Raw genomic sequence first — 25,031 nt, 5'->3', positions numbered from 1 at the left:
GAAGAAAGATGTAAGCCATACACTTATGTCTTTCTTTTTTTTGTGCGTAAATTAAGGAGGAATGAGCACATGAAACAGAAACTAAAGCGTTTTATGGCAGGATTTATGGCTATGCTCACACTGGTTGGAACACTCTTTACGAATGGTACAACAGCATTTGCAGCCAGTCCGCAGGCAAATATTGCGTTCTGGAATGCGTCAGTCAAAAATTCCGGAGAAGTAAGTGAGCTGAAGCCCGGATATAATCATGGCAAGATCCTGTATTCAATTCTTGACGGCAATTCGGCATATTGTATGAATTTCGGATTAAGAGCAGATGGCGGTCAGCTTATGAACAGCTACGATGATGCGAGCACATCAATGTCAGCACAGCAGAGAAAGCTTTTAAGTTACTGCCTTTATTATGGGTTTAACAGTACACAAAAGGCGGCACCAAGCAACAGCCAGTGCGATGAGTATATCGCAACTCAGGCAATGGTATGGGTAATTGTAGCAGATATTTTTGGAACCGGAAGTGGTGATTCGGCAGCGAGAAAGCTCTGCAACACAGCACCTAGTCCTGATTCTTCATACAGCTATTATGAGAGACTCAGAGACAATATCAGCAGTTCCTACAATGCAACACTTCCAAGTTTTGCATCACGCAGAACCAGTGAGGCACCAACTTATGAGTTGAAGTGGAATGAGGGAAGTCAGAGATTTGAAACAACATTATCTGACAGCAATGGTGTTTTATCAGATTTTGATTTTGGCATCAGCGGATATTCTGTTGATAAGAATGGCAACAGTATTACAATCTCTTCAACGAGCGTGAATACTACAGCTACAACAGGAACATTCACATCCAATGCTGGCAAGGTTGAGACAACATCAAGCTGTGTATTCTGGCTTACAGGAAAGAGCGGATATCAGGAGTTTATTTCTGAAAGACCGACAGCAGATCCTATCAAAGCCTATATCAAGGTCAAGACAGAAAATATCGGATATGGAGAGCTTACAAAGACAGATGAGTCAAGCGGAGTGAAGCTTTCCGGTGCAGTCTATGGAATCTATTCTGACAGCGGATGCACAAACAGAGTACAGACCATGACAACAGATGGAAACGGATATGCAAAGTCAGCTGCACTTGTTGCAGGCACTTATTATGTAAAAGAGATTACCGCTCCAAAGGGATATGTCCTTTCCGGTAAGGTTCATACACTTACTGTAAAAGCAGGACAGACAACGGGAATCTCTGCAACAGATAAAGAGCAGCTTGGAGCAATCACAATCTACAAAGAGGGTGAGGTGCTTAGCTCATGGAATGGAAGCAATTTCACTTATGAGAAAAAGAAGCTTCCGGGAGCAACATTTAAGGTAACTGCCGGGGCAGATATTTACAAGGCAGATGGCACAAAGGTGTATAGTGCTGGTGATGTAGTGGCAGAGAGCCTTACAACTGGAACTGATGGACAGGTGGTATTATCCGACCTTCATCTTGGAACTTATGTGGTTACTGAGATTAAGAGTATTGACGGATATACAATCAATACCACACCTCAGACAGTAGCAGTTGAGTATAAGGATCAGACTGTGACGGTACAGTATGAATCAACTACGATTGAGAATACAAGACAGAAAGCGGATGTATCTGTCGTAAAGAAGGACTCTGACACAGAGAACCCTCTTGATGGCGGCAAGTACACACTTTATGCCGGAAATGACATCAAAAACTATGCCGGACAGGTTATTGTGACAAAGGGCACAGCTCTTGAGACAGTAACTACAGGCGAGGATGGAAGTGCAAGATACAGCGTGGATTTGCCAATCTCTAACGGATATTATGTCTCAGAGACACAGGCACCATATGCGTATATCAGAAACAGTAAAGATGTTTACAGCTTTAATTTCAATGTATTAGCTGAAACACAGACAAAGGCATCATTCAGCCACACATTTGTGAATGACAGAACGACAGCAAAGATTCATATCTACAAGGGAGACAAGGAATCAGGCAAGGCAGTTGCCCAGGGAGATGCAAGCCTTGAAGGTGCAGTTTATGGTCTTTATGCGAGAAACGATATCGTGCATCCGGACGGAGCAACAGGAGTCGTATTCAAGGCAGGAGACCTTGTAGCAACACTTACAACAGATAAAAATGGCGAAGCAGAGGTCAATAACCTTTACCTTGGAAACTATTATGTGAAAGAAATCACTCCATCAGAGGGGTATCTCTTAGACGAAGAGGAGCACGATGTAGTATGCGACTATGAGGGAGACCTTGTAGCAGAGGTATCAAGAAGCACAACCTCAGCAGAGCAGGTCATCAAGCAGCCATTCCAGCTTATCAAGGTATCTGACAATGGCGATGATACTGAAGCAGGCTTGTTGGCAGGTGCAGAGTTCACAGCATACTTAAAATCTTCTTTATCCATAAAGGCAGATGGAAGTTATGACTTTGATAAGGCTACTCCTGTGGTAATCGGGGAAAACGGAGCAACAACAATCACATCCGATGACAAGGGACATGCAGTTTCCATTGCAATTCCTTATGGAACTTATGTGGTAGTAGAGTCAAAGACTCCGCATAACATGAAGACAATCAAGCCATTTGAGGTGAAAATCAGCGAGAACCATCCTGACAAGCCTCAGACATGGAGAGTATTCCTTGACAGGGAGTTTACAGCAAAGCTTCGTGTAATCAAGAAGGATTCTGACACAAAGCAGACAGTACTTGTACCAAATGCTGAGTTTAAGATTTTCAATCTTGATAAGAACGAATATGTAACCCAGTACACAACTTATCCGTCAAAGGTAGAGCATACTTCATTCTTTACTGATGAGGACGGAGATTTAATCTTACCGGAGGCACTTAAAATCGGTAACTACCGCATTGAAGAGGTCAAAGCACCATTTGGATATGTTGTAAATGATAAGTATGTCAACATCTCTGTTGATACTGATACAGCATTTGAAACAGATGGTGATACAAATGATGCAATCATTACTGTGGAATATTCCGATGCCCCTGCAGTCGGAGAGCTGACTGTAGAAAAGAAGGGCGAGGTACTTGACGGATTCAAGGGTGGACTTCTTGCAAGCTCATATGAGAAAGAGTTTGTTTATAAGGAAGGCTCACTTGCCGGAGCAAAATTCAAAGTTTATGCTGCCGAGGATATTTACACAGCAGACAACCAGAAGGATGCAGACGGAAACCGCATTAAGTATTACAGCAAGGGAGACATTGTGACAACTCTTACAACTGGCAAGGATGGAAAGGCAACAGCTAAGAATCTTCCTCTTGGACAGTACAGAGTTGTGGAAGTGGAAGCTCCATACGGATATGTATTAAATCCGAATGAGCAGAAAGTGACATTCACATATGTGGATGATAAGACACCTGTTATCAAGGAAAGCCTTACTTTCTCAGATGACAGACAGAAGCTTGATATGTCAGTGACTAAGCTTGATTCAGAAGATAATACACCGATTGCAGGTGCAGTATTTGGTCTTTATGCAGACGAGGATATCAAGAATGTAGATGGCAAGGTAATTATCGAGAAAGGCACACTTCTTGAGAAGACAACATCTGATGAGAATGGAAAGATTGCTTTTGTTAAGGATTATCCATTTGCAAAATATGTTGCAAGGGAGCTTGTAAAGCCTGCCGGATATGTGACAAATGAGGAAGCAGTAAACTTTGATACAAAATATCAGGGACAGGATGTTAAGACTGCTGTATATAACAGCGAGTATAAGAACACTCCTACAACCTTTGAGTTTACAAAGACAGATATCACAAGTGGTGCAGAGCTTACAGGTGCAACACTTACTGTACTTGATAAGGATGGAAATGTGGTAGACACTTGGACATCTGATGCCAAGGAAGCACATGTAATCAAGAAACTTGTCGTAGGAGAGACTTACACACTTTGTGAGGAGTTTGCTCCATACGGATATCTGAAAGCAACCGATATTCAGTTTACTGTAGAGGATACAGGAGATGTGCAGCATGTAGAAATGAAGGATGAGGTTCCGACTGGTTCTATCGTGATCAACAAGGATGGCGAGTTTGTAACAGATACCACTCTTATGAAGGGACACTGGTATGATTTCATTTTCAATTACTTCAAGGACAGTCTTGCAGGAGTAACCTTTGATGTATATGCAAAAGAGGATATCGTGAGTGCAGACGGACTTGGAAGCATTTACCATAAAGCTGGGGAAAAGGTAGCAACTATCGTAACAAACGATAAGGGCATTGCCAGAATTGATGACCTTTCTCTTGGCAAGTATTATCTTGTAGAGACAAAGACATTAGATGGATTTGTACTTGATGATACACCGATTGACGCAGACCTTTCCTATATCGACCAGAATACAAAGGTTGTATTTGCAGGAATGGATGTGACAAATGAGCGTCAGAAAGTGCAGATTACTGTTACAAAGACTGATTCAGAGACAAAGAAAGAGCTTGAAGGTGCTGTATTTGGTTTGTTTGCGAAAGAAGATATCGTAAATAAGGATGGAAAGGTTATTGTCAAAGCAGATACACAGATTGAGAGAGGTGTTACTGGAAAGGATGGCAAAGTAACATTTACTTCTGACCTTCCACTTGGACAGTATTATGTCAAAGAACTTGAGGCACCAAAGGGCTATGTGAAGTCAGATAAGACATTTGATGTGGATGCTTCATATCAGGGAGATAAGGTAAAGGTTATCGAGTTTGAGGCAGCATTTGAAAATGCACCGATCAAGGTAGAAATTTCAAAGACTGATATCACAGGCAAGAAAGAATTGCCTGGAGCAAAGCTTTCAGTTATTGATGCTGATGGAAAGCTTGTTGAGAGCTGGACATCAGAGGCAGGAAAGACGCATATGATTGAGAGACTTCCTGTCGGAAAGTACACACTCAGAGAGGAATCTGCACCATATGGATATAAGATGGCAAGTGATGTAACCTTTGAAGTAAAGGAGACAGCAGAAATCCAGAAGGTATCCATGAAGGATGGGCAGGCAGTCGGAAAGATTGTCATTGAGAAAACTGATAAAGTAACCGGAAAGCCGATCGAGGGTGTTGTATTTGAAGTAAGAGATAAGGACGGAAAGGTGCTTGACACACTCACTACTGACAAGAATGGTCATGCAGAGAGCAAGGAGCTTCCTATCTGTACTTACAACGAGGATGGAACATTCAAGGAAGAGATCCATTATACAGTAGTAGAGACAAAAGCAGCTGACGGATATATCCTCGATGAGACAGCTCACGATGTAACTCTTCGATATGATGACAATGCACCGGATGTTGTTGTAACAACTCTTAAGCTTGTCAATGTACCGACAGAGCCTAAGCTTCCACAGACAGGCGACAATGCAAATCCGCTTCTTTATCTTGGAATTGGTGCACTTGCACTTATTACAGGTGTTGGAGTAGGACTTCGTGGAAGAAAGAAAAAGAATAAACAGTAACAATTAACCTTGCGGGGAATGTAAGCCAGTGACTTATGTTCCCTGCTTTTTTAGATTAAGGAGGAATCGTAATATGATGAATTACGAGATTTTTAAGGAAGTAGTAAAAGAAAAGTTTATGGATTATATGCCTGAGAAGTTCAAAGGAATGGAGCTTGTGGTAGAACCCGTGGAAAAGGTGAATGTGACTCTTGATGGCATCATCTTAAGAGAGGAAGGCAGGAATATTTCGCCTACGATTTATATCAATGACATGTATAAGAAGTATCAGAACTGTGGTGATCTTGAGGAAACACTTATGGCTGCATGTGACTTTATGGAAAGGGCATATGAGCAGGCTCCGGTTGTTGATGTGGACAGCATTATAAAGGATGCTAACGAGAAGATTGTATTCCAGCTCATCAATACAGAGCAGAATAAGACATTTTTGGAGCAGGTGCCGCACAGAGAGTTCCAGGATCTTTCTATTGTATATAAGGTAATTATCAGTGCCGATAAGGATGCGGTGCAGAGTTCTAAAATTACAAATGCATTTGCGAAAAGACTTGGGATGAGCGAGGAACAGCTCTTTAAGTGTGCTGCTGAAAACACAAGAAGAATCTTCCCACCTGTAGTACGAAGCATGAATGACATTATGAGAGAAATGTTCGCAAGGGATGGGATGCCACAGGAGATCGCAGAGATGATGATAGCTGAGATTCCACCGGAGCAGACGATGTGGGTGATTTCCAATGAAAAGGGTATCAATGGTGCAGCATCCATGCTTTATGAGAATGAGCTTCATGAGCTGGCAGAGAGTTTAGAGAGTGACCTTTATATTCTCCCTTCAAGTGTGCATGAGGTTATTGCTGTATCTTCAGATATGGGAAGCCCTGAGATGCTTGCACAGATGGTAGTTGAGGTAAATATGCAGGAGGTGTCTTTGGACGAAAGACTTTCCAATCAGGTATATCACTATGATAAGGATTTAAGAAAACTCACACTTGCAACTGATACACCAAACAAGAGACTTGATGGTATCGTTGCAGAACCTCCCCTTGTATATGATGCGAAGGAAAAGTCCAGATAGGAGGCAGTTATGGAGCAGGAACTTACAATGGAAGAACTCATTGCTCTCATAAACAGCCAGAAAGGTGACTTTGTTATCCGTGTCGAGTTTGGAGAGGAGGCGGTGTCTGATGCCAAAGAAGAATGACTTCAAGCTTGATGTGGTTTCGGTAAGACTTGTAAAGGATGCTCCGATTTATTCGGAGCACACCTTTAATAATCCAGCGGATATAGCTGCTGTCATGGGAGACTGTATGTGCCAGTTTGACAGGGAAGTAGTGTGCGTGGTCAATCTAAGGTCAGATTTAAAACCTATCAATGTGCATTTTGCAAGTGTTGGTTCTTTAAATGAGGCAATGGCACATCCGAGAGAACTGTTTAAATCAAGTATCTTAAGCAATGCTGCAAGCATGATGTTAATCCATTGTCATCCATCCGGAAACGTATTCCCAAGCAAGGCAGACACGATGATGACGGACCGCATGAACAAGCTGTGTGAGCTGATGGGAATACCTCTCATTGACCATATCATAGTCGGTGGAGACAATCGTGAATTTTTCAGTTTCAGGGAAAAAGGCATGATTGATAATCCGAAGATTACACTTAGCACTGATTATCGGACACTTGATATCAAGTCACCACTTGTAGCAGAGCAGGGAAAGGCAAGGTGAGAGCATGGATGGAAGATTTACTGATGAAGAGCTTGCCATAGCAAAGAGTGTTGACCTGTGTGCAGTCGCAGAAAGTCTTGGTTATACAGTAAAGAGGATTGGAAAATATCACACTTTAAAGGAGATGGATTCCATCCGTATCTATAACAGGAGTCATTGGTACAGGTGGTCAAGGCAGTTTGACAAAGGCAACAATGGCGGCTCACAGATAGATTTCTTACGGGTGTTCTGCGGAATGAGTGTAAAAGAGGCTGTTTCCTGGCTTTTAGATTTTGCAGGATACAGAAGAATCGAGAATCCTGTAAAGCAGCCACTTGTTCATCAGGTATCGCAGAAGCAGACAGAGGAGAGAAAGCCATTTGTCCTACCGGAACCGGCAGGAGACAATTCCTATCTTATTTCCTATCTGAACCAGGAGAGAGGAATCAGCAGGGCTGTCATAGAACTGTTTTTAAAAGAAGGACTGATTTATGAGAGCAGGCATTACCACAATGTTGTTTTTAAAGGAAATGATAAGAATGGAGTGACAAGATTTGCAAGTATGCGTGGAGTGTTTGATAAGCAGGGCAAGCCATTCAAGTGTGATGTCGCAGGAAATGATAAGAACTATGGATTTAATGTGGTAAATGTAAACAGTACAGAGCTTGTGGTATTTGAGGCTGCAATCGACCTTATGAGTTATGTGGATATCTTCACGGATTATGAATCAAATAAGCTGGCACTTGGGATGCTTGCAGATGCACCACTTGAAACATTTCTTCGGGAACATCCGCAGATAACTTCCATCCGGTTCTGCCTTGATGGAGATGAGCCGGGGAGAAAAGCAGCAGCTGAACTTATGAGAAAATATTATGAGCTTGGATATGAGGTAGAAGACTGTCCGCCTCCAGCCGGATATAAGGATTACAACGAGTGGCTTGTTGCGGCAAAGCTTAATCTGAATCAGATGAAACAGAGAGCAGATGAACCAGTCAGGGCATGAGAAATCGGATTTTGATGTGTGGGGGCAGAAAGCGCCCCCAAAACAGCAAAGTGGGGGCAGAAAGCGCCCCCAAAATGTCAAAGTGGGGGCGAAAAGCGCCCCCGCAATTCGGACACGACAAAATCCGGATGAAAGTCAGTATAAAAGTGGGGGCAGAAAGCGCCCCCAAAATAACAAAGTGGGGGCAGAAAGCGCCCCCAAAGTAGCAAAGTGGGGGCAAAAAGCGCCCCCACTTCCATAAACAGAGGGTTTTAGGGAGATTTTCTCCCTAACTAGATGGCATTAGGACAGAGATGTCTCTAATGCGTATCTAGCAGTCGCCGGGGACTAACTGGAGACTGGAGCTTTGGTGAATATTTACTAAACACGGATAAGGAGGTGCAAGGAAGCAATGGATGCAGAAGTTACGCTATTTTCAAAACCAGAAGAACTGATTGCCTGGGCAGACACATTTGATATCTTACTTAACCCTTCGATAGAAGATGCTGCAATATTGCTTAACTATATGGAAGGTCATGATTATGCTATTGGCATAGATTCTGATGGGAAGATGTACAGACAGGATGTAGCTGAGGAGAATGGTGAAATTGAACCATACCCGATAGATGATGTTATAGATACTGTTTGTGAATGGAACTATGAACTGATACTTGATGCTGATGCACACAGGAATGATCCAAAGGATTTTAAAGATTACAGTGAGTTTCAGGATAAGTATGACAGTTTGAAAGCAGATGAAAAGAGGCTGGACAGGTTGTTTGAAAAGACCTGTTATGCAAAGGAGATTGATGAAATGGCAGCTGCTTTGGTGGAATCATTCATTAGTCATCTAAGTAGCAGGGATGATTTGGAAAAAGCTGCGGTGACAGTTGCAGAAGGAATTAAGGATTATAGTACAGATAAGAGAGGAAGGTGAGTCTATGGCAGATAAAGTTCATTGTATTAGGAAAACACTAAGACTAATGCCAGAGGAAGCCAAGATGCTTGCAAAAAAGGCATGTGATAATGGAATGAATGAGGCTGAGTATATCCGTCTTCTTATCAGTCAGAAACCAAATGATTATCCGGAAGTAAGGAAGATTCTGAAGGAACTCATTAATGAAGTTAACAGAATTGGAATAAATATCAATCAGATAGTATTTAACAATAATGCCGGGCTGTATTCCAAGGAAGATAAGACACAGCTGATAGCTTATATGCGAAAACTGAATCAGAAGGTAGATGAGGCGGTGGTAAAGATTGGCAATCAGTAAAATCCTTAATATGAAGGATTGTGGTGGGCATTTTCACGGAAAACATCTGAAGAGATCTCTTGATTATGTGATGAATCCGGAGAAAACACAGGATGGAAGGCTTATAGGTGCAATCAACTGTCAGGTCGATTCTGCTTTTGAACAGATGAAAGCTACAAAACGGAAGTTTGGAAAAGTTGATAAAAGGCAGGGATATCATATCATTCTCTCATTTAAGGAAGATGAAGTGAATCCTGATACGGCATTTGAGATAACCCGCAGATTCGTGGAAGAGTATCTTGGAAAATCATATGAGGCAGTATATGTGGTGCATGATAATACAGCACATGTTCATTCACACATTGTATTTAACAGTGTGAGTTTTGTGGATGGGAAAAAGTACCGCTATGAAAAGGGAGACTGGGCAAAGTATATCCAGCCGATCACGAATAAGCTGTGTCAGGAATATGGTCTTTCAATCATTGATGTTGATGATGGCAGTAAGGAAAAAGAGCATGAAATCTATAAGGACTGGAGCGAATATCGTGAAGGCAGTTTTGTATGGGCAGATATGATTAAGAGAGACCTGGATTCCTGCATTCTGCAGGCTGGAAATTATGAGCAGTTTCTGGAGCTGTTATCTGACAAAGGATATGAGGTCAAGCAGGGAAAGTATCTGGCGGTAAAGCCACAAGGAATGACGAGATTTCGCAGATGTAAGACATTAGGGGACATGTATTCTGATGAGGCAATCCGAGAAAGAATAGAAAAAGAAGATATTTCATTTTACAGGGAACAGCAGAAAGAGGTACAACCGGTTCTGTGTAAGTGTAAGGTGAGAAGATACCGAAGGGCAAAGATGTCGGAGCTTCAAAAGAGATACTATGCAAAGCTATACAGGATAGGAAAGCTGAAAAAGAAGCCATACAGTCAGGTATGGAAGTATAAGGAAGATATCCGTAAGATGCATAAACTGCAGGAGGAGTATTTGTTCCTTGTAAATCATGACATTCATTCAGCAGAGGAGCTTGTCAGTGTAATCAGCTCATTGACAGATAAAAGAAAAGAAGTTTCAGCAGAGAAAAGCCGCATTTATAAAGCTAGGGAGAGAAGTCGAGAACTTTTTGATATAGCAGATGATATGAAAGAGTTAGAACCTGCTGAGAAGTCTTTCCTTCAGGGAGATGTATTTTTTACGGATGAACATCTGCAATGGGAAACTTTGAAACAGAAGCTTTTATCACAGGGATATAGCCTAGAAGAGGTGGAAGCACTGCGTAAACATTATAAAGAGGAGTATTCCAAAGCATGTGCAAAAGAAAGAGCAGTATTCAAAGAGTTGAATATTGGTAAATCTATATGGAAGAGTCTTATTCCAGACAGCGTATCAGATGGAAAAGATGCACAGTACAACAAAGAGACAATACGAGACAGGAAAGAGCAGCCAGAACGTTAGGCTGTTTTTTTAGTAGTTAGGAGGCATATATGGAAGAAAACAGAGAACCGCTTAGTGCGATAGCAATCGAGAAAAAATTGCAGCTTCTCCGAAATAAGCATTTTAGTGAAGATACGATTGCTCTTGTAAAAAGTGATTATGAATATGGACTGACAGAGGAGGAGATCAGCCTTTATCTCAATAAGTCATACGACATTGAACAGATGAAGATTTTATCGGAGTGTCTGCATAAGGATGTTCCAAAAGATGTGATTGATATTATCAAGAATACCAAGTATTCGGTTCATCAGATGCAGGTGTCTCTCGAATTTTATGAAAAGGGTGTACCTGTTCAGACAATTAAGGAGGTCATGGACAAAGGGGAAAAACCTATTACCATGCGCCGATTATATGAGGAAGTTCTGGAACAGCTGAATAAAGTCAAGGAACAGATTCCAGAAGAGTCTGAGTATGTGAAAGCACTCATTTCTCAGATGGATGAAGTGGTTGAAAAGATCAATCACCAGAATGAAAGGTATGATGCCCTGAATAAGAAGCTTTCTGAAATAGAGACTTCCAAAGATGATGAGGAAGTCAGGGAGCGTCTGGTCAAGGAGAACCAGGATAAGGATGCTCTTATCAACAGTCAGCAGAATGAACTGAATAAGGCAAGCAGTACGATTGCAAGACTCAGGGATGATATTGAGAAAAAGGATAAGGAGATGAAGCGTATGGGAGACAGAATAGAGTCATTGGAAGATAAGATCATAAGTGTTGCCACAGAGAATAAGAAAGAGGCAGAAAGTAAGGCAGAGCCGCAGGAAAGCCAGTCCATATCACAGGCAGATAAAAAGATGGTAGATACAGTTGCAGTTCCGCAGAATATGCAGGCTGTGGCAAATGGGATTCCGGTCTATTATCAGATTCCGGTAGTTGATGGTACTGGAAATGTGGTGCAGAGACTTCCGATTGAGAGAAGTGTGAGAAAGAGCAGCAACAGCGGAGTGGCGAGCCTTTTTGCAAGACTGTCATTTAAGAAAAAATCAAGAGCTGACATTGTAAAGCTGGTTGCATCGGGAGACCTTGTTCCGGCGCAGCTTGTGCAGATTAAGAGTGCAATAGAAAAGGGACTTACTGAGTCACAGCTTGTAGAGCTTATAAACAACAACATTTCAGCGGAAAAGATGAAGGAGATCATTGAGATTGCTGTGCTTGAAAACAGCATGGCAGATTAGGAGGAACTTATGAATTTAGCAGTAGTAAATGAAGCAGTAACAGAGATGAATGGTGTGGAGCATCAGTTTACGGAGGAAGAGAAAAACTTTGTAGTCCAGTTCGCATTCAGAAGCGGCAGCAAGGAAGATACGATTTCTCTAATTGAAGCTTTGGCACATTCAGCGGATAAGGCTGAGTCGGACGAGATTATGGTCACATACAGGTCTAAATATGATATGAAGCCTGCATGGGTGGAACAGGTGGAAAACCTGCTTGTGGCACTTGAAATGTACCGTATCGAGGAGGAGAAAGCAATCAATCATCTGGCAGATATTTTGACTGCTTATGGTATTGATGTATCTGCCGAGGAAATCCGTACTACAGAGACAGAAACACTTAAAACAACAGTCAGAGAGAAAGTGGAGGTGCGATAATGGCAGAAGAGATTCAGGAAGCGGTGCAGATCATCCGTGTAGCTTATGATGGCATTGAGATTGCCATGAAGGTAGGAAGCGGCGGCATTGCTGCCATGCAGAAGGCAATAGATTTCTTAAAAGGGATGCTTGATTATGAGAAGTCTCTTGGTAAGACATCTATGAGAAAGCTGCTCTTAAAGGGTGGCGATTTACAGGTATTGCAGTTTAATACCGAAGATATGAAAAAGGTCGAAAAGATGGCAAAGAAGTATGGAATCCTGTATTCGGTACTTCCGGATTGTAACAGGAAAGACGGATTGAGTGAGGTTATCTTCCATACTGAGGCAGTTCCCCGTGTAAATATGATGATACAGAAGCTCAAGTTTGGTAAGATTGCCACATTTGACGATTATCTGAAGAATGGAGATGAAAAGTCCCTTGGCAAGCTGATGGATTTTTTGAAGAAACAGCAGGGAAACGAGAAAAGCCACACGATAGAAGGGGATAAGATTAATTCCGCCATTGACGGACTGATTGAGAAAGTCGGAATGTTTGCAATGGAAAAGAAAGCTATCAGTGTGGATCAGGTCAAGGAGAATTTCAGCATCAATGGAGAGCAGGCTGAAAGTGTTATCAGACAGCTTGAGACAATCGGTGTGCTTGGCAGCAAGAATGAGGATGGCACCCATACAGTTATGATGGACAAGGATGCATTTATCAATCGTGTCAGAGGTTATCAGGACCTTGCTGAGAGAATGAGGGCGGTTGCGGCATCAAAGAATGCGAACTTATCAGATGTGACTATCAGCAAGAAGCTGATTATCGAAGAGAATGACCATGCTGTTAAGACCAGAGTTCCCGGCACATGGGGAGAAGAGGCAAAATATGTATGGCTCCGTAAGGAAAACATCATGGAGATTCATGGTGGAAAGACAATGCTTACCTTCTTAGATTCCACCAAGGATTATAAGCTTTACGATGAGCAGAATCGTGTGGTGACAACCCAGAAAGGAACCGAACTTTATACTCACTATGATAAGGTGGAGTCATCTGTCAGGGAGCGTTACGAGAAAGTGCAGAAGCAGCAGAAAAAGACAACACAGAAGAAAACTGTTACCACAAAGAAAGCGAGGTAGCAGCCTATGCAGACAACACAGAAAAAGCCTTCACTGATATTCATTCTTGTGGGTGCAGTGTTAGCCGGGTATCTTGGTTATCTGATAAATGGAGCGTGGATAGAGGGAATAGCATTTAATGAGTTTATGGATAGATTCAATGAAGTATGTGCTGTTCCCTTTGCCAACTATTACAATTCCAATACAGTAAAAGCAGTAGCCATTGCATTAGGTATCTATGCGATGGCTATTGTCATGTATTACACCAGTCAGAGAAACTATATGCCCGGCAAAGAATTTGGTACGGCAAGATTTGAAAATCCGAAGCAGGTCAATAAGATACTTGCAGATAAGGATGAAAACTTCAATCGGATACTCAGCCAGAATGTGAAGATGTCGCTGGATTTCAGGAGACTCAAGCTCAATGGAAATATCTTGATCTGTGGTGGTTCCGGAGCAGGAAAAACATTTTATGAAGTAAAGCCGAATCTTATGCAGATGCCACATAACTGTTCCTTTATCTGTACCGATCCAAAGGGTGAGATATTAAGAAGCTGTGGGCAGATGCTAAAGAATAACGGATACAATGTGAAAGTCATAAATCTATTAGAGATGGATAAATCAGACTGTTACAATCCATTTTCCTATATCAGAGAGGAAACAGATGTGGTCAAGCTGATTACAAACCTTATCAGCAATACGACACCAAAGGGAGCGACACCAAGTGATCCGTTCTGGGAAAAAGCGGAAGGATTGTTCTTGCAGGCTATCTTTTATTATGTGTGGCTGGAGGTACAGCCGGCAAAGAGAAACTTCGAGACAGTACTGAAGCTTCTTGGAGAGGCAGAGGTTACAGAGCAGGGAAAGGCATCAAAGCTGGATGTGCGTATGAAGTTTTTAGAGGAAAGTTCTCCGCTTGGAGCCAATCATCCGGCAGTAAAGCAGTACAACAAATGTATGAGAGGTGCAGGAGATACAGTCCGTTCCATCATAATCAGTGCTAACTCAAGACTTGCATTTCTTGAGAATAAGCAGGTATTACGACTACTCTCAAAAGATGAGCTTAATCTGTCCGATATCGGTATTGGAGTAAATGGGGATGGTGAGACAAAGACAGCACTGTTTTGTGTAATCCCGGATAGTGATAAATCCTATAACTTTATTATCGGTATGTTATATACGCAGATATTTCAGGAATTGTACTATCAGGCAGACTTTAACTGCGGAGGCAGACTGCCAATCCATGTGACATTTATGTTAGATGAATTTGCGAATGTCGCATTGCCAGATGACTTCTGTTCGCTGTTATCGACAATGCGAAGCCGTGAGATTTCAAGTATTATCATCATTCAGAACTTTGCCCAGTTAAAGGCACTTTTCAAAGATACCTGGGAGACAATTCCCGGCAACTGTGATACTTTCATCTATCTTGGTGGCAATGAGCAGAGTACGCACAAGTATGTGTCGGAGCTGCTTGGAAAAGGTACGATTGATAAGAAGTCAAGCGGAGAGACAAAGGGCAGACAGGGAAGCTCATCAAGGAATTATGATGTATTAGGAAGAGAACTGTTTACACCCGATGAGGTCAGAAAGCTGGATAACAAAAAGTGCATTATCTTTATCCGTGGATTTGATCCTATCATGGATAATAAGTTCATACCATTCAATCATCCGATGTTTAACCAGACAGCAGATGGCAAGGGAGAGCCTTATGTTCATCAGATAAGGGGAGCAGATAATCTCATCGGTCCACCATTTGAGATTCTTTCAGACAAGGCAGTTAAGTATTATGAAAAACTGAAGGATAAGGGCGAGAATGTGTATATAGACACTCTTACCTATGAGCAGTTTATGATGCTTGGTGATGCGGAATTAAGCAGAAGATTCTCCATGCAGGATGAAGCAGAGCAGAAAGCAAAGATAGACAGAGAACAGGCAAATGAGCTTGAGTATGTTGATGAATCACAGAAGTCTGATGCTGCTGACAGTGCCAATGCATCTAATGGAAGTACTGTTGCTAAGCCTGTAAGGAATCCTGAGAGGGAAAAGCCTAAGTGGGAAGATACTATCACAAACAGAATGCTGCACTGGTCATATACGCCGGAGCAGAAGGAAGAGGTGAAAAAAGCATTGGCTGCAGGAGTTCCGAAAGCAACGATTCTTACTTACTTCTATCCGGAGGTTACTGTGGAGAGGATGAGTTCATATCGGAAGAAGCAGTAAATGTTATCGCATAGGCACAGGGATTATGGTATACTGTGCCTATGTAAAAAAGAATGCTTTTTGCAAATCGGAATTGACCGAATAAGTTAATCGTGCCATATGGCTTGATTATAAATACAAAGATAAAAACGCAATGTACATTGAAAATGTACTAGAGCTGGTAGGTAGCCCAGCCGTCCTATGCAAATAGGGTAAGTAACCTGCCCCTCCGGGTTGTCCATTCTTTGTTCAATTCATTTTAGGAGGGATTCTTATGGACAAAGCAAGTGGAAAACTGACGGTATATTTTGAAGAACCATTTTGGGTAGGTGTATTTGAACGTATTGAAGATGGCAAACTATCTGTGGCGAAGGTAACATTTGGTGCAGAACCAAAAGATTACGAAGTGCAGGAATATATTCAAAAATACTATTTCAGTTTGAAATTCAGTCCGGCTGTTGAAACTGTTGTAAAGGATATAAAAAGAAATCCGAAACGGATGCAGCGAGAAGCGAAAAAGCAGACGATGGAAACAGGCATCGGCACAAAATCACAGCAGGCATTGAAATTACAGCAGGAACAGAACAAACAGGTGCGTAAAGAGAGAAGCCGCAAGAAAAAAGAGGCGGAAGAACAGCGAATGTTTGAGTTGAAACAGCAAAAGAAAAGAGAAAAGCATAAGGGGCATTAAAGTCCCTTGGGCTTTTGCTCAGAGTTCAGTGTGTCTGACTCACAACAATTTTATATCAAACCAATATAAGCACTTTAGCCAATCAGGTTAAGGTGCTTTTTGCGCCTTGAAAGGAGGTGGTTGAAGCACACCATATCGGGGAAAGCCCGATTTAATCATTACAACAGGCATTGCCTGATCATATAGAGTAACTTTTAACAGCCAGTTAGGGATTATCCCTGCTGGCTTATTTTTTTATCGAAAAGGAGATAAACGACATGAGAAAAGAAGCGATTATTACGACAAACAACAATCAGATGGAGGAGAAAGGCATGAAGAACAGATTCATTCACTTTAAAAAGAGATTCGTTCCGGCATTATCCGGAGCACTTATGGGAGTAATGCTTATGAGCACAACCTGTTTTGCGGCAGGAGATACTTCCGCAGTAACACAGCCGCTTGAGAACTTAAAGACACTTATCATTGCAGTCATTGGTGCGGTTGGTGTCATCATTCTTGCAAAGAATGTTATGGAGTTCGCACAAGCCTACCAGCAGCAGGATTCATCTACCATGAACTCTGCACTGAAAGGAATTGTAGCAGGTGTCATGATGGCTGGTATTTCAACAGTACTGACATTCTTAGGCTTCTAAGATGGGGGAAAAAGTTCCCCTTTTAGTAAAAGGAAAGAGGTGAATAACAAGTATGGATATTTTTAAGCTTGGAGACAAGATCCTTGCACTTCTTGAGGCGGTGTTTGGGTTTTGGAACAATCAGATATCCCTGGTCTTTGCAATGCTTGGACAGTCACCGGTCAGTTTCAAGGGCGGAGGTCCCTGGGCAGTTATTGAGGGTATTGAGCCGGTCTTTGTAGCGGTCGGCGCATCCCTCGTTGTGCTGTTCTTTGTTATCGGTTTCTGCTCGGAAAGTATAGATGTTAAAGATGAGATGAGGTTTGAATCAATCCTGCGTATGCTTATCCGACTGGGACTTGCAGAATGGTTTGTTGCAAATAATGTCACGATCATGAAAGCATTTTTTACTTCCATAGGAAATCTGGTGGGACTTATATCTGCCGGGACAACGACGCAGCTTGCCATCGACAGTACACAGGCAGATATCATTAAGGGACTCGGATTTGGTGAAAGTCTGGTAATGCTGATACTTACAGCTTTGCTTGCAATCATCATTATTATCTGTGGATTCTTTATCATTTACACAGTGTATTTCAGGTTCTTAAAGATACTGATTATTGTGCCGCTTGGTGCGATTGCCTGCTCCACGATGGCAGGAAACAGAATGGTCAGTCATACAATGGCTACCTACTGCAAATATTTTCTTTCATGTGTATTTGAGGCAGTAACGATGGCACTTGCGATTGTGATATGTAATGCATTTATCAATGCAGGGCTTCCGGCATTTACAGGAAGTTATGCTGACTGGGCACAGACACTTATATATCTGTGTGAAATGACATTTACGATAGCAATGACTGTTGGAAGCGTGAAGGGTGCACAGACACTTACAAGCAAGGCATTCGGATTATAGAAGGAGGCAGAAATGGATAATGAAATGAAACAGGTTACTTATAATTCAAGTATAACCGGAGAAACGCAGGTGACATTTGATATCCAGCAGTATATGAATAACAGGGCAATGTTTATTGGTCTTATGTGTAACGAGGATGGACATGAGGAGCCTTTTGGGGATGTGACTGTGAATTTGCCGGTTGCAGCACCTAATTACTGCGGATATCTGAATGTGAATGACATGCCGGATATTGAAAAGTTTATTACAGACAATGACATTGGAGAGTTTACAGGATTCACGCAAAGGAGCGGTTTTTGCGAATATCCACTTTATCTGTTCAATGTAGATAAGCTTAGGGAACTGTGTCCGGATGGAATGGATAAGTATGAGGCGAATATTGGAATGACAAGAAAGCCGGAGACAAAGGATTTATCAAGATAGGAGGCAGGGGCAATGGTAATCGAAGTAAACAAGGACATTGACCGCTATCAAGAATCGGTTGCGATGGGACTTACTGCAAGGCAGCTTATATTTTCCATTGCAAGCGTAGTGGTCGGTGGCGGTATTGTCCTTCTTCTTTACAAGTATATCGGTCTTACGGGTTCTGCTTATGTGGCAATTCCCTGTGTGGCACCGATTGCTCTTGGCGGATTCTATTCCTTTAACGGGATGAATTTCTACGAGTATATGGGAAAGAAACTGCATTTTATGTTTGGCAACAGGGCGCTTACCTATGTATCAACAGAGGGAGAGCCTGCAATAAAACAGTTAGAAGCAGAACAGAATGAACAGGTAAAGAAGAAAGGCAGAAAGGCTGAACCGGAGACTGTAACAGCTGATTCGGCTGTAAAGAAGCAGGAGGAGTTTGAAGCAATGAAGAAAAAGACGAGAAACATGCTGCTTGGACTTGTCGCAGTCGTTGTGGCGGCAGCAGCAGGCATTGCAGCATATAAGGCAATGCATTAGAAACGAATAGTATCTGACCGCAAGGTCGGGAACACAGCCCGCAGGGTGAAGTTCCCGGCGGGCTTTCATTATAAGAAAGCGAGGTTAGAGACATGGGTTTATTTACAGACGGATTTAAGTTATTAAAGAAGGCGAGTGAGCCTTTGTATAAGACACCTAAATCCATTCAGGAAACCATAGAGATTATGGCGGTGGCTGAAAACGGCATTTTTGAAGTAAGCAAAAATAAGTATTCCAAATGCTACCGCTTTCAGGACATCAATTACACGACAGCAACCGAGGATGAGCAGATTGGTATTTTCGAGAGATACTGTAAGTTCTTAAATTCGCTGGACTGTAATTATAAGATTACGATCAACAATAAGAACAAAAACATGGATGAACTCCGTGACAAGGTTCTGATTGCTGAGAAAAATGATGGCTTCAATAATTATAGAAGTATCTACAATGACATCATTGAGGAGAAGATTATTGAGGGCAGACAGGGGATTGAGCAGGAGAGATACCTGACGATCACGATAGAGAGAAAGAACTTTGAGGAGGCAAAGGCACAGTTTGCAACCCTTGAGGCAACGATACACAAGGCTTTCATTGAGCTTGGTGCGGAGATTGTACCGCTTAATGGAAATGAGAGACTGAAAGTGCTCTATGACTATTATCATCTTGGAGATGAGGGCAGCTTTGATTTTGATATCAAAAAGGCAAAGAAGGTCGGGGCAGATTTTAGAAATGATCTGTGCAATGGGATGGTGAAATATTTCCCAGACCATTTTGAGGATGAGAGTAAATTCTGCAAGGCACTTTTCATCAAAAAGTATCCGAGCAGTTTATCAGACAGATTCATCAATGAGATTACTTCACTTCCGGTTCATTCCATCACGAGCATTGATGTGGTGCCTGTTCCCAAGGATTTGACCACAAAGGTGCTTCAGAAGAAATACCTTGGCATTGAGTCGGATATCATTAAGCAGCAGAGAGTCCGTAATAAGAATAACGATTTTTCTACGGAAATCTCATATGCCAAGAGAACGGAGAAAAAGGAGATTGAGGAAATCATGGATGATGTCCGTGAGAATGACCAGTGCCTTTTCTTCGTGGGAGTAACTATTATTCTTATGGCAGAAAGCAAGAAGGAGCTTGAGAGTGTATGTGAGACTGTGGAGACTATCGGAAAACGTAACAGCTGCACGATTGATACACACTACTTAAAGCAGAGGGAAGCACTCAACACAGCACTTCCGATTGGAGTAAGACAGGTGGAGACAATGCGTACCCTACTTACCCAGTCACTTGCAGTGCTTATGCCATTCAATGTGCAGGAGCTTAATGACAGCACCGGAAACTATTATGGTATTAACCAGATCAGTAAGAATGTGAATATCGGCAACAGAAAGAAGCTCATTAACGGAAATGGCTTCGTATTCGGAGTGCCGGGTTCCGGTAAATCCTTTTTCTGCAAGATGGAGATGGGCAGCGTATTCTTGTCGGGAGATGATGAAATAATCGTCATAGATCCAATGAACGAATACTTTGATATTGCTGAGACTTATGGCGGAACAGTGGTAAATATGTCCACCTACACGGATAACTATGTGAATCCGCTGGAGATGGATGTATGGAGCCTTGATCCGAATGATTCCAAGGGAATGGTAAGAGAAAAGGGCGAGTTCATGCTTGGTCTTTGTGAGCAGTGCATCGGTGACAGCTTAAATTCAAGACAGAAGTCAATCATTGACCGCTGTGTGAGAAAACTGTATATCGACATTGCAAGGAGCAAAGAGAAGTATATCCCGGTAATGAGTGATTTTTACGATATTCTCATGGCACAGCCGGAGGACGAGGCAAAAGACATTGCATTGTCTTTGGAACTTTTTGTAAATGGTTCGCTTAACATCTTCAACCACCAGACAAATGTGGATGTGGATAACAGATTTACAGTCTATGGCATCAGGGACTTAGGTACAGAGCTTAGTCCTATCACAATGCTTGTAATGATGGAGTCCATTCAGAACAGGATTGTTGAGAATGGCAAGAGAGGCAAGGCAACATGGCTCTATATTGATGAGTTTCACGTCTTACTAAATTCCGAGTATTCTGCAAAATATCTGCAGCAGCTCTGGAAGAAAGTAAGAAAGCAGGGAGGTCTTTGTACAGGTATCACGCAGAATGTAGTAGATCTGTTGCAGAACTATACAGCAACAACAATGCTTGCAAACTCTGAGTTTGTGGCACTTTTAAAGCAGGCAAACACGGACAGTTCCAAGATGGCAGAGGTTATCGGAGTATCAGAGGCACAGCTTAGATTCGTAACCAATACCGCATCGGGAATGGGACTTATCAAGTGTGGCTCTGTGGTGATTCCGTTTGATAATCAGATTAGTAAGGATACAGACCTTTACAGACTGTATAACACCAATATTCATGAGAAGATTGCAGAACAGAAGAAGCGTGAAATGCAGAACAATGTCGAATAATGCTGATAGAGGTCGCAATTTGCGACCTCAAAGCATAGCCATCCTGGAAGCTGGGTGGCTGTTTTGCATTTTGAGTGAAAGAAGGTGAGAACATTGAAGATAAAGAAAGTGGATGACAAACCAATGGTCATTCACACCAAGGAGAAAGCCAAGATTCATGCCCACGAGCCAAAGGGTGCCAAGATTAAAGGCAGCAATATCTATACAGTAGAGAGAGGACCGAAAGTGCATGATGCTAAAGCCAATGAAATGGATAAAAAAGCATCTGCAAAATTGATGCTTCAGAAAAGTACTGATGGAAAGAGTACTTATAGAAAGAGTACCATTCATCAGTCGGAGGCTAAGGATAAAGGTCTTTCTAAGTTTAAGCGTAACATCAGAGAATCAGGAACTTCAATCAAGACCAAGAATACCAATCTTCACATTGCAGGAAGAACTGGAGCACTTGCAGCCGGGGCAGTAACAGAGCAGGTGGAAGGCGGGCATGAGGTATCGCAGGCAGCATATCTTGCATATGAAGCAAGCCGCCCTGTTACCGGAACTGCTTCTAAGGGCGCAGCACTTTTCAGGAAAAAGGCGGCAGCCGAGGCAAAGAAGCGTATCAAGAAGGTAGAGGCAGGAAAGAAGCTGGCAAAAAAGACAGCAAAGAAAGCTGCCAAAGATACAGCCAAGGCGGTAGCTAAAGAGACGGCAAAAGAAACAGCCAAGACTACTGCCAAGGTTGTAACAAAAACTGCAACAAAGGCAGCTGCTACAGCGGCAGGAACAGCGGTTGCACCGGGAGTTGGCACTGCAATCGGCATGGCAGCCGGATATGCTGCAGGTGTGTCCATAGAGGTCAAGGATGAAAAGATGACCAACCGGAGCAGGAAGATAAAATTCTTTCTGGATAAGATGAAAGCACAGGAGAATCAGACAGACAGCGTGGCAAAGCTGGTAAAGGATCTGATTGTGCGAAAAGCGATTACCTGGGTAAAGGCAGCGGCACCGATTGTCGGACTGGTGCTGTTGTTACTTGTTCTTGTAGTTGCCACGATTGTTGTTCCGGTTATTGCGGCGATAGCAATCCTTTACAATTCTCCATTTGCTTTATTTCTGCCACCACTTGAATCAGGAGATACCGTGCAGACAGTAACGAGTGCTTATGTGCAGGAGTTTAACCGGGATGTGAATACGAAAGTGAATGAGCATACCGGATATGACCTTGGAGAGCTTGTATATGTGGATTATGAAGGTATGGAAGAAAACCCAAGCAATTACTATGACATCATGGCAGTCTATATGGTCAAGCATGGTGTCGGAGATACAGCAACAGTCATGAATGATACTTCAAAAGGCTGGCTGCAGGCAGTTGTAAATGATATGTGTTCATACACCACAAGCACCGGAACAAAGGATGTGGAAGAAGCGGATGCAGACGGCAATGTAACTACTGTCACAAAGTCGGTTCTGTATGTGAATGTCACACTAAAATCGTACAGGGATATGATTTCGGTCTATGGATTTAATTCTGATCAGGTGGAAATGCTTGAGCAGATCATGAGTCCGGAGTTTATGGGACAGCTTGGATATGCCGGAAGCGGAAGTGGCGGTGGAGGCGGAAGTCCGGGGGTAAGCTCCATGACTGAGGATGAAATCAATGCCATCCTAAACGAAAATACAGACAGCAGGCAGAAAACAGTCTGCTCCTATGCACTACACAGAGTTGGCTTCCCTTATAGTCAGGATTTAAGAGACAGCGGTAACTATTATGACTGCAGCTCCTTAGCCTATTATTCGTGGAAGGATGCAGGCGTGGATATTAGTTACGGCGGTGCAACCACAGCGGCAGCGGAGGCACAGGGACTGGATGAAGCCGGAAAGACAGTCTCCTTTGATGAGTTACAGCCGGGAGACCTTATCTTCTACAGTTTTACAAGCAACGGAAGATATAAGAACATCAGCCATGTGGCAGTATATGTCGGAAATGGCAAAGTGGTAGAGGCACTTAATGAAAGTCTTGGTGTGGTCTACAGGGATGTGGCAAGCACAGGAAAGATTGTTGTGATAGGAAGACCATAACAGGAAATTTGCAGAGAGAGAATAGTCCCTCTCTGAGACTGGAGGTAAGAATGGATTTAAAAGATATGATACTGGTAACAGAAAACGACAGGGGAACAGAGACAAATATGCTGATGACTCTGGATGATTATAAGAGTTTTATAGCAATTGATGATATGTCAGAGCTTGCAGAAAATTTGTTGCAGCTTGGAAGGACACTTGGTGAAGCAGATAACTTCACAGAGTATTACAGGGCAGCAAATGTAACTGTATCTGCGAGATTCTGTCTGGATGATATTCAGCTGGGACATTTTCTTCAGGGATTTTATAATGATTCCAAAGAATTTCGGTTTGATAAAGAAGTCAGTTCTTATGAATGTGTTGCAAAGCTTAAGGAGATTGGAATGACCGATAAGGGCTGGGTGGATGATTTTAACCTGCATTATGAAATGGAGAACCGTTCATTTGAAAGGGGACAGACATTTCATAACTTTAATGACCATGATTACATGGTGCTTGAAGCATTATCACCAAGAAATCTTGTGGTGATGGATATGAAGTCAGGTTCTCTTACAATCGCCCTTGGTGCGACAGAGTATAAGCGTTATCCCAAGGATGAGAAGCCTACAAAGGACAATACCACAATCGGGGTATCGTGGGAGCATGGCATTTATCTAGGTTCCACACTCTCAACTACGAATTTCAAGGCATACAAGAGGGAGTATGGCACACCGGAAAAGATAGAGGATATCTATGATTACAGGGCAAAGCTAAAGCAGAAGTTCTATTTTTATCAGGATATGTCAAAGGATGATGATGTACCAAAGAAGCTGCAGAATGATTTCCTTCACCAGATGTATGAGGATTTCGGAACGATTGAAGAGGACTGTTTTTACGACAGGCTGGAAGATGGAAAGTACGATGAGGGCTTTAAGGAAAGACAGGTAAAGGAAGAAAAGAGCCGGTGATGAGATTTTTACAGGAGGCGATATCATATGGAACAGGAATTTGATGTTGAGATAAAAGAAGTGCTTTCACGAGTACAGAAAGTAAAGGCAGAGTCGCTTGACGATGCCATCAATAAGGCAATGGATATGTATTATGCAGAGCAGATAGTCCTTGGAGCAGAGGACATGAAGGGAGTTGATTTTGCGCCTATCAGCGAAGGTCAGCTCCCTTCTTCATTAAAAGAAAACGGAGGAAAAGCAAGATGAAAAGTGATTCAACAACAGTAATTAAGAACATGGAGTTTTTAGTAAAGGAACTTCATAAGGAGTGGGACAGATCGGGTGCTTCTAAGGCATCCGTTATTATTTCCCTTGAGGAAGTAGATGGTATCAATGATAAGTTAAAAGAGATTATCTATCAGACACAGAAGTCAGTCGATGAGGATGAGCTGACCTTTAAACAGAGCATTGCAAAGTCCAAGGAGTGCTATGTGCTTCTTCGTGTGGTGCGTAAGATTGCAAAGAAAAAGGATAAATGCGAAAAACAGGCAATCGACAATGAATTTGCAATCGAGCTGGATAAGGATGAGTTAAAGCTCTTTAAGGGATTGTTTGCAGAGATGTTTAAGTAGAGGAGGACA

The 25,031-nt window shown here is 42.3% G+C and carries 21 protein-coding genes; all 21 read left to right on the top strand.

Features of this window, described 5'->3' with window-relative positions; all coding sequences use genetic code 11:
* The first annotated feature begins 69 nt into the window (after positions 1–69).
* The 21 genes from C7E02_RS16350 to C7E02_RS16245 all read left to right on the top strand — a co-directional run bounded on the left by C7E02_RS16350 (position 70) and on the right by C7E02_RS16245 (position 25,022).
* A complete protein-coding gene (locus C7E02_RS16350; protein ID WP_105310178.1) occupies positions 70–5,448 on the top strand; it encodes a SpaA isopeptide-forming pilin-related protein in 5,379 nt (1,792 codons plus the stop codon).
* A 73-nt stretch (positions 5,449–5,521) separates the two neighbouring features.
* Positions 5,522–6,517 carry a DUF5688 family protein gene (locus C7E02_RS16345; protein ID WP_105310177.1) on the top strand — a complete coding sequence of 332 codons (996 nt, stop codon included), beginning with the start codon at positions 5,522–5,524 and terminating at the stop codon, positions 6,515–6,517.
* A gap of 109 nt (positions 6,518–6,626) precedes the next feature.
* Positions 6,627–7,166, top strand: coding sequence for a JAB domain-containing protein (locus tag C7E02_RS16340; RefSeq protein ID WP_004611525.1), 540 nt, complete (start codon positions 6,627–6,629; stop codon positions 7,164–7,166).
* Between the two features lie 4 nt (positions 7,167–7,170).
* Positions 7,171–8,148: a DUF3991 and TOPRIM domain-containing protein gene (locus C7E02_RS16335; RefSeq protein WP_105310176.1), complete on the top strand. Its 978-nt coding sequence runs from the start codon at positions 7,171–7,173 to the stop codon at positions 8,146–8,148.
* Between the two features lie 391 nt (positions 8,149–8,539).
* Entirely contained in the window at positions 8,540–9,064 is a 525-nt protein-coding gene (locus C7E02_RS16325; RefSeq protein ID WP_005340559.1) for a hypothetical protein, read from the top strand.
* 4 nt (positions 9,065–9,068) lie between these two features.
* A complete protein-coding gene (locus C7E02_RS16320) occupies positions 9,069–9,401 on the top strand; it encodes a plasmid mobilization protein (RefSeq protein ID WP_005340557.1) in 333 nt (110 codons plus the stop codon).
* 10 nt (positions 9,402–9,411) lie between these two features.
* Entirely contained in the window at positions 9,412–10,836 is a 1,425-nt protein-coding gene (locus tag C7E02_RS16315; RefSeq protein ID WP_105310356.1) for a relaxase/mobilization nuclease domain-containing protein, read from the top strand.
* A 29-nt stretch (positions 10,837–10,865) separates the two neighbouring features.
* The gene (locus tag C7E02_RS16310; protein WP_105310175.1) at positions 10,866–12,050 is read left to right on the top strand and encodes a hypothetical protein; all 1,185 of its coding nucleotides are present in this window, start codon (positions 10,866–10,868) and stop codon (positions 12,048–12,050) included.
* Between the two features lie 9 nt (positions 12,051–12,059).
* On the top strand, positions 12,060–12,464 hold the full coding sequence (locus C7E02_RS16305; RefSeq protein WP_006858865.1) for a hypothetical protein: 405 nt from the start codon (positions 12,060–12,062) through the stop codon (positions 12,462–12,464).
* Positions 12,464–13,582, top strand: coding sequence for a PcfB family protein (locus C7E02_RS16300; protein ID WP_105310174.1), 1,119 nt, complete (start codon positions 12,464–12,466; stop codon positions 13,580–13,582). Before C7E02_RS16305 ends, C7E02_RS16300 begins: the two co-directional genes overlap by 1 nt.
* 6 nt (positions 13,583–13,588) lie before the next feature.
* The gene (locus tag C7E02_RS16295; RefSeq protein WP_105310173.1) at positions 13,589–15,784 is read left to right on the top strand and encodes a VirD4-like conjugal transfer protein, CD1115 family; all 2,196 of its coding nucleotides are present in this window, start codon (positions 13,589–13,591) and stop codon (positions 15,782–15,784) included.
* A 253-nt stretch (positions 15,785–16,037) separates the two neighbouring features.
* A complete protein-coding gene (locus C7E02_RS16290) occupies positions 16,038–16,454 on the top strand; it encodes a YjdF family protein (protein ID WP_055068871.1) in 417 nt (138 codons plus the stop codon).
* A gap of 257 nt (positions 16,455–16,711) precedes the next feature.
* Positions 16,712–17,086: an electron transporter RnfA gene (locus C7E02_RS16285; RefSeq protein WP_105310172.1), complete on the top strand. Its 375-nt coding sequence runs from the start codon at positions 16,712–16,714 to the stop codon at positions 17,084–17,086.
* A 52-nt stretch (positions 17,087–17,138) separates the two neighbouring features.
* Positions 17,139–17,981 carry a hypothetical protein gene (locus C7E02_RS16280; RefSeq protein WP_105310171.1) on the top strand — a complete coding sequence of 281 codons (843 nt, stop codon included), beginning with the start codon at positions 17,139–17,141 and terminating at the stop codon, positions 17,979–17,981.
* 12 nt (positions 17,982–17,993) lie between these two features.
* On the top strand, positions 17,994–18,404 hold the full coding sequence (locus C7E02_RS16275) for a DUF4313 domain-containing protein (RefSeq protein ID WP_105310170.1): 411 nt from the start codon (positions 17,994–17,996) through the stop codon (positions 18,402–18,404).
* A gap of 12 nt (positions 18,405–18,416) precedes the next feature.
* Positions 18,417–18,929, top strand: a complete 513-nt coding sequence (locus tag C7E02_RS16270) for a PrgI family protein (protein ID WP_105310169.1) — start codon at positions 18,417–18,419, stop codon at positions 18,927–18,929.
* Between the two features lie 92 nt (positions 18,930–19,021).
* Positions 19,022–21,403, top strand: coding sequence for a VirB4-like conjugal transfer ATPase, CD1110 family (locus C7E02_RS16265; RefSeq protein WP_005340534.1), 2,382 nt, complete (start codon positions 19,022–19,024; stop codon positions 21,401–21,403).
* Between the two features lie 123 nt (positions 21,404–21,526).
* Complete coding sequence (locus C7E02_RS16260; RefSeq protein ID WP_105310355.1) at positions 21,527–23,464, top strand: C40 family peptidase; 1,938 nt, start codon at positions 21,527–21,529, stop codon at positions 23,462–23,464.
* Positions 23,465–23,514: 50 nt separating this feature from the next.
* Positions 23,515–24,411 carry a hypothetical protein gene (locus C7E02_RS16255; RefSeq protein WP_105310168.1) on the top strand — a complete coding sequence of 299 codons (897 nt, stop codon included), beginning with the start codon at positions 23,515–23,517 and terminating at the stop codon, positions 24,409–24,411.
* Between the two features lie 27 nt (positions 24,412–24,438).
* Positions 24,439–24,657 carry a DpnD/PcfM family protein gene (locus tag C7E02_RS16250; protein WP_004611546.1) on the top strand — a complete coding sequence of 73 codons (219 nt, stop codon included), beginning with the start codon at positions 24,439–24,441 and terminating at the stop codon, positions 24,655–24,657.
* The gene (locus C7E02_RS16245) at positions 24,654–25,022 is read left to right on the top strand and encodes a hypothetical protein (RefSeq protein WP_055062784.1); all 369 of its coding nucleotides are present in this window, start codon (positions 24,654–24,656) and stop codon (positions 25,020–25,022) included. Before C7E02_RS16250 ends, C7E02_RS16245 begins: the two co-directional genes overlap by 4 nt.
* Positions 25,023–25,031: the final 9 nt, after the last annotated feature.

The organism is Dorea sp. Marseille-P4042, assembly GCF_900290215.1.
In the GTDB taxonomy this organism is placed as follows: domain Bacteria; phylum Bacillota; class Clostridia; order Lachnospirales; family Lachnospiraceae; genus Dorea; species Dorea formicigenerans.
The sequence above is the reverse complement of the archived record's forward strand: the minus strand, read 5'-3'. Positions and strand labels throughout refer to the sequence as shown.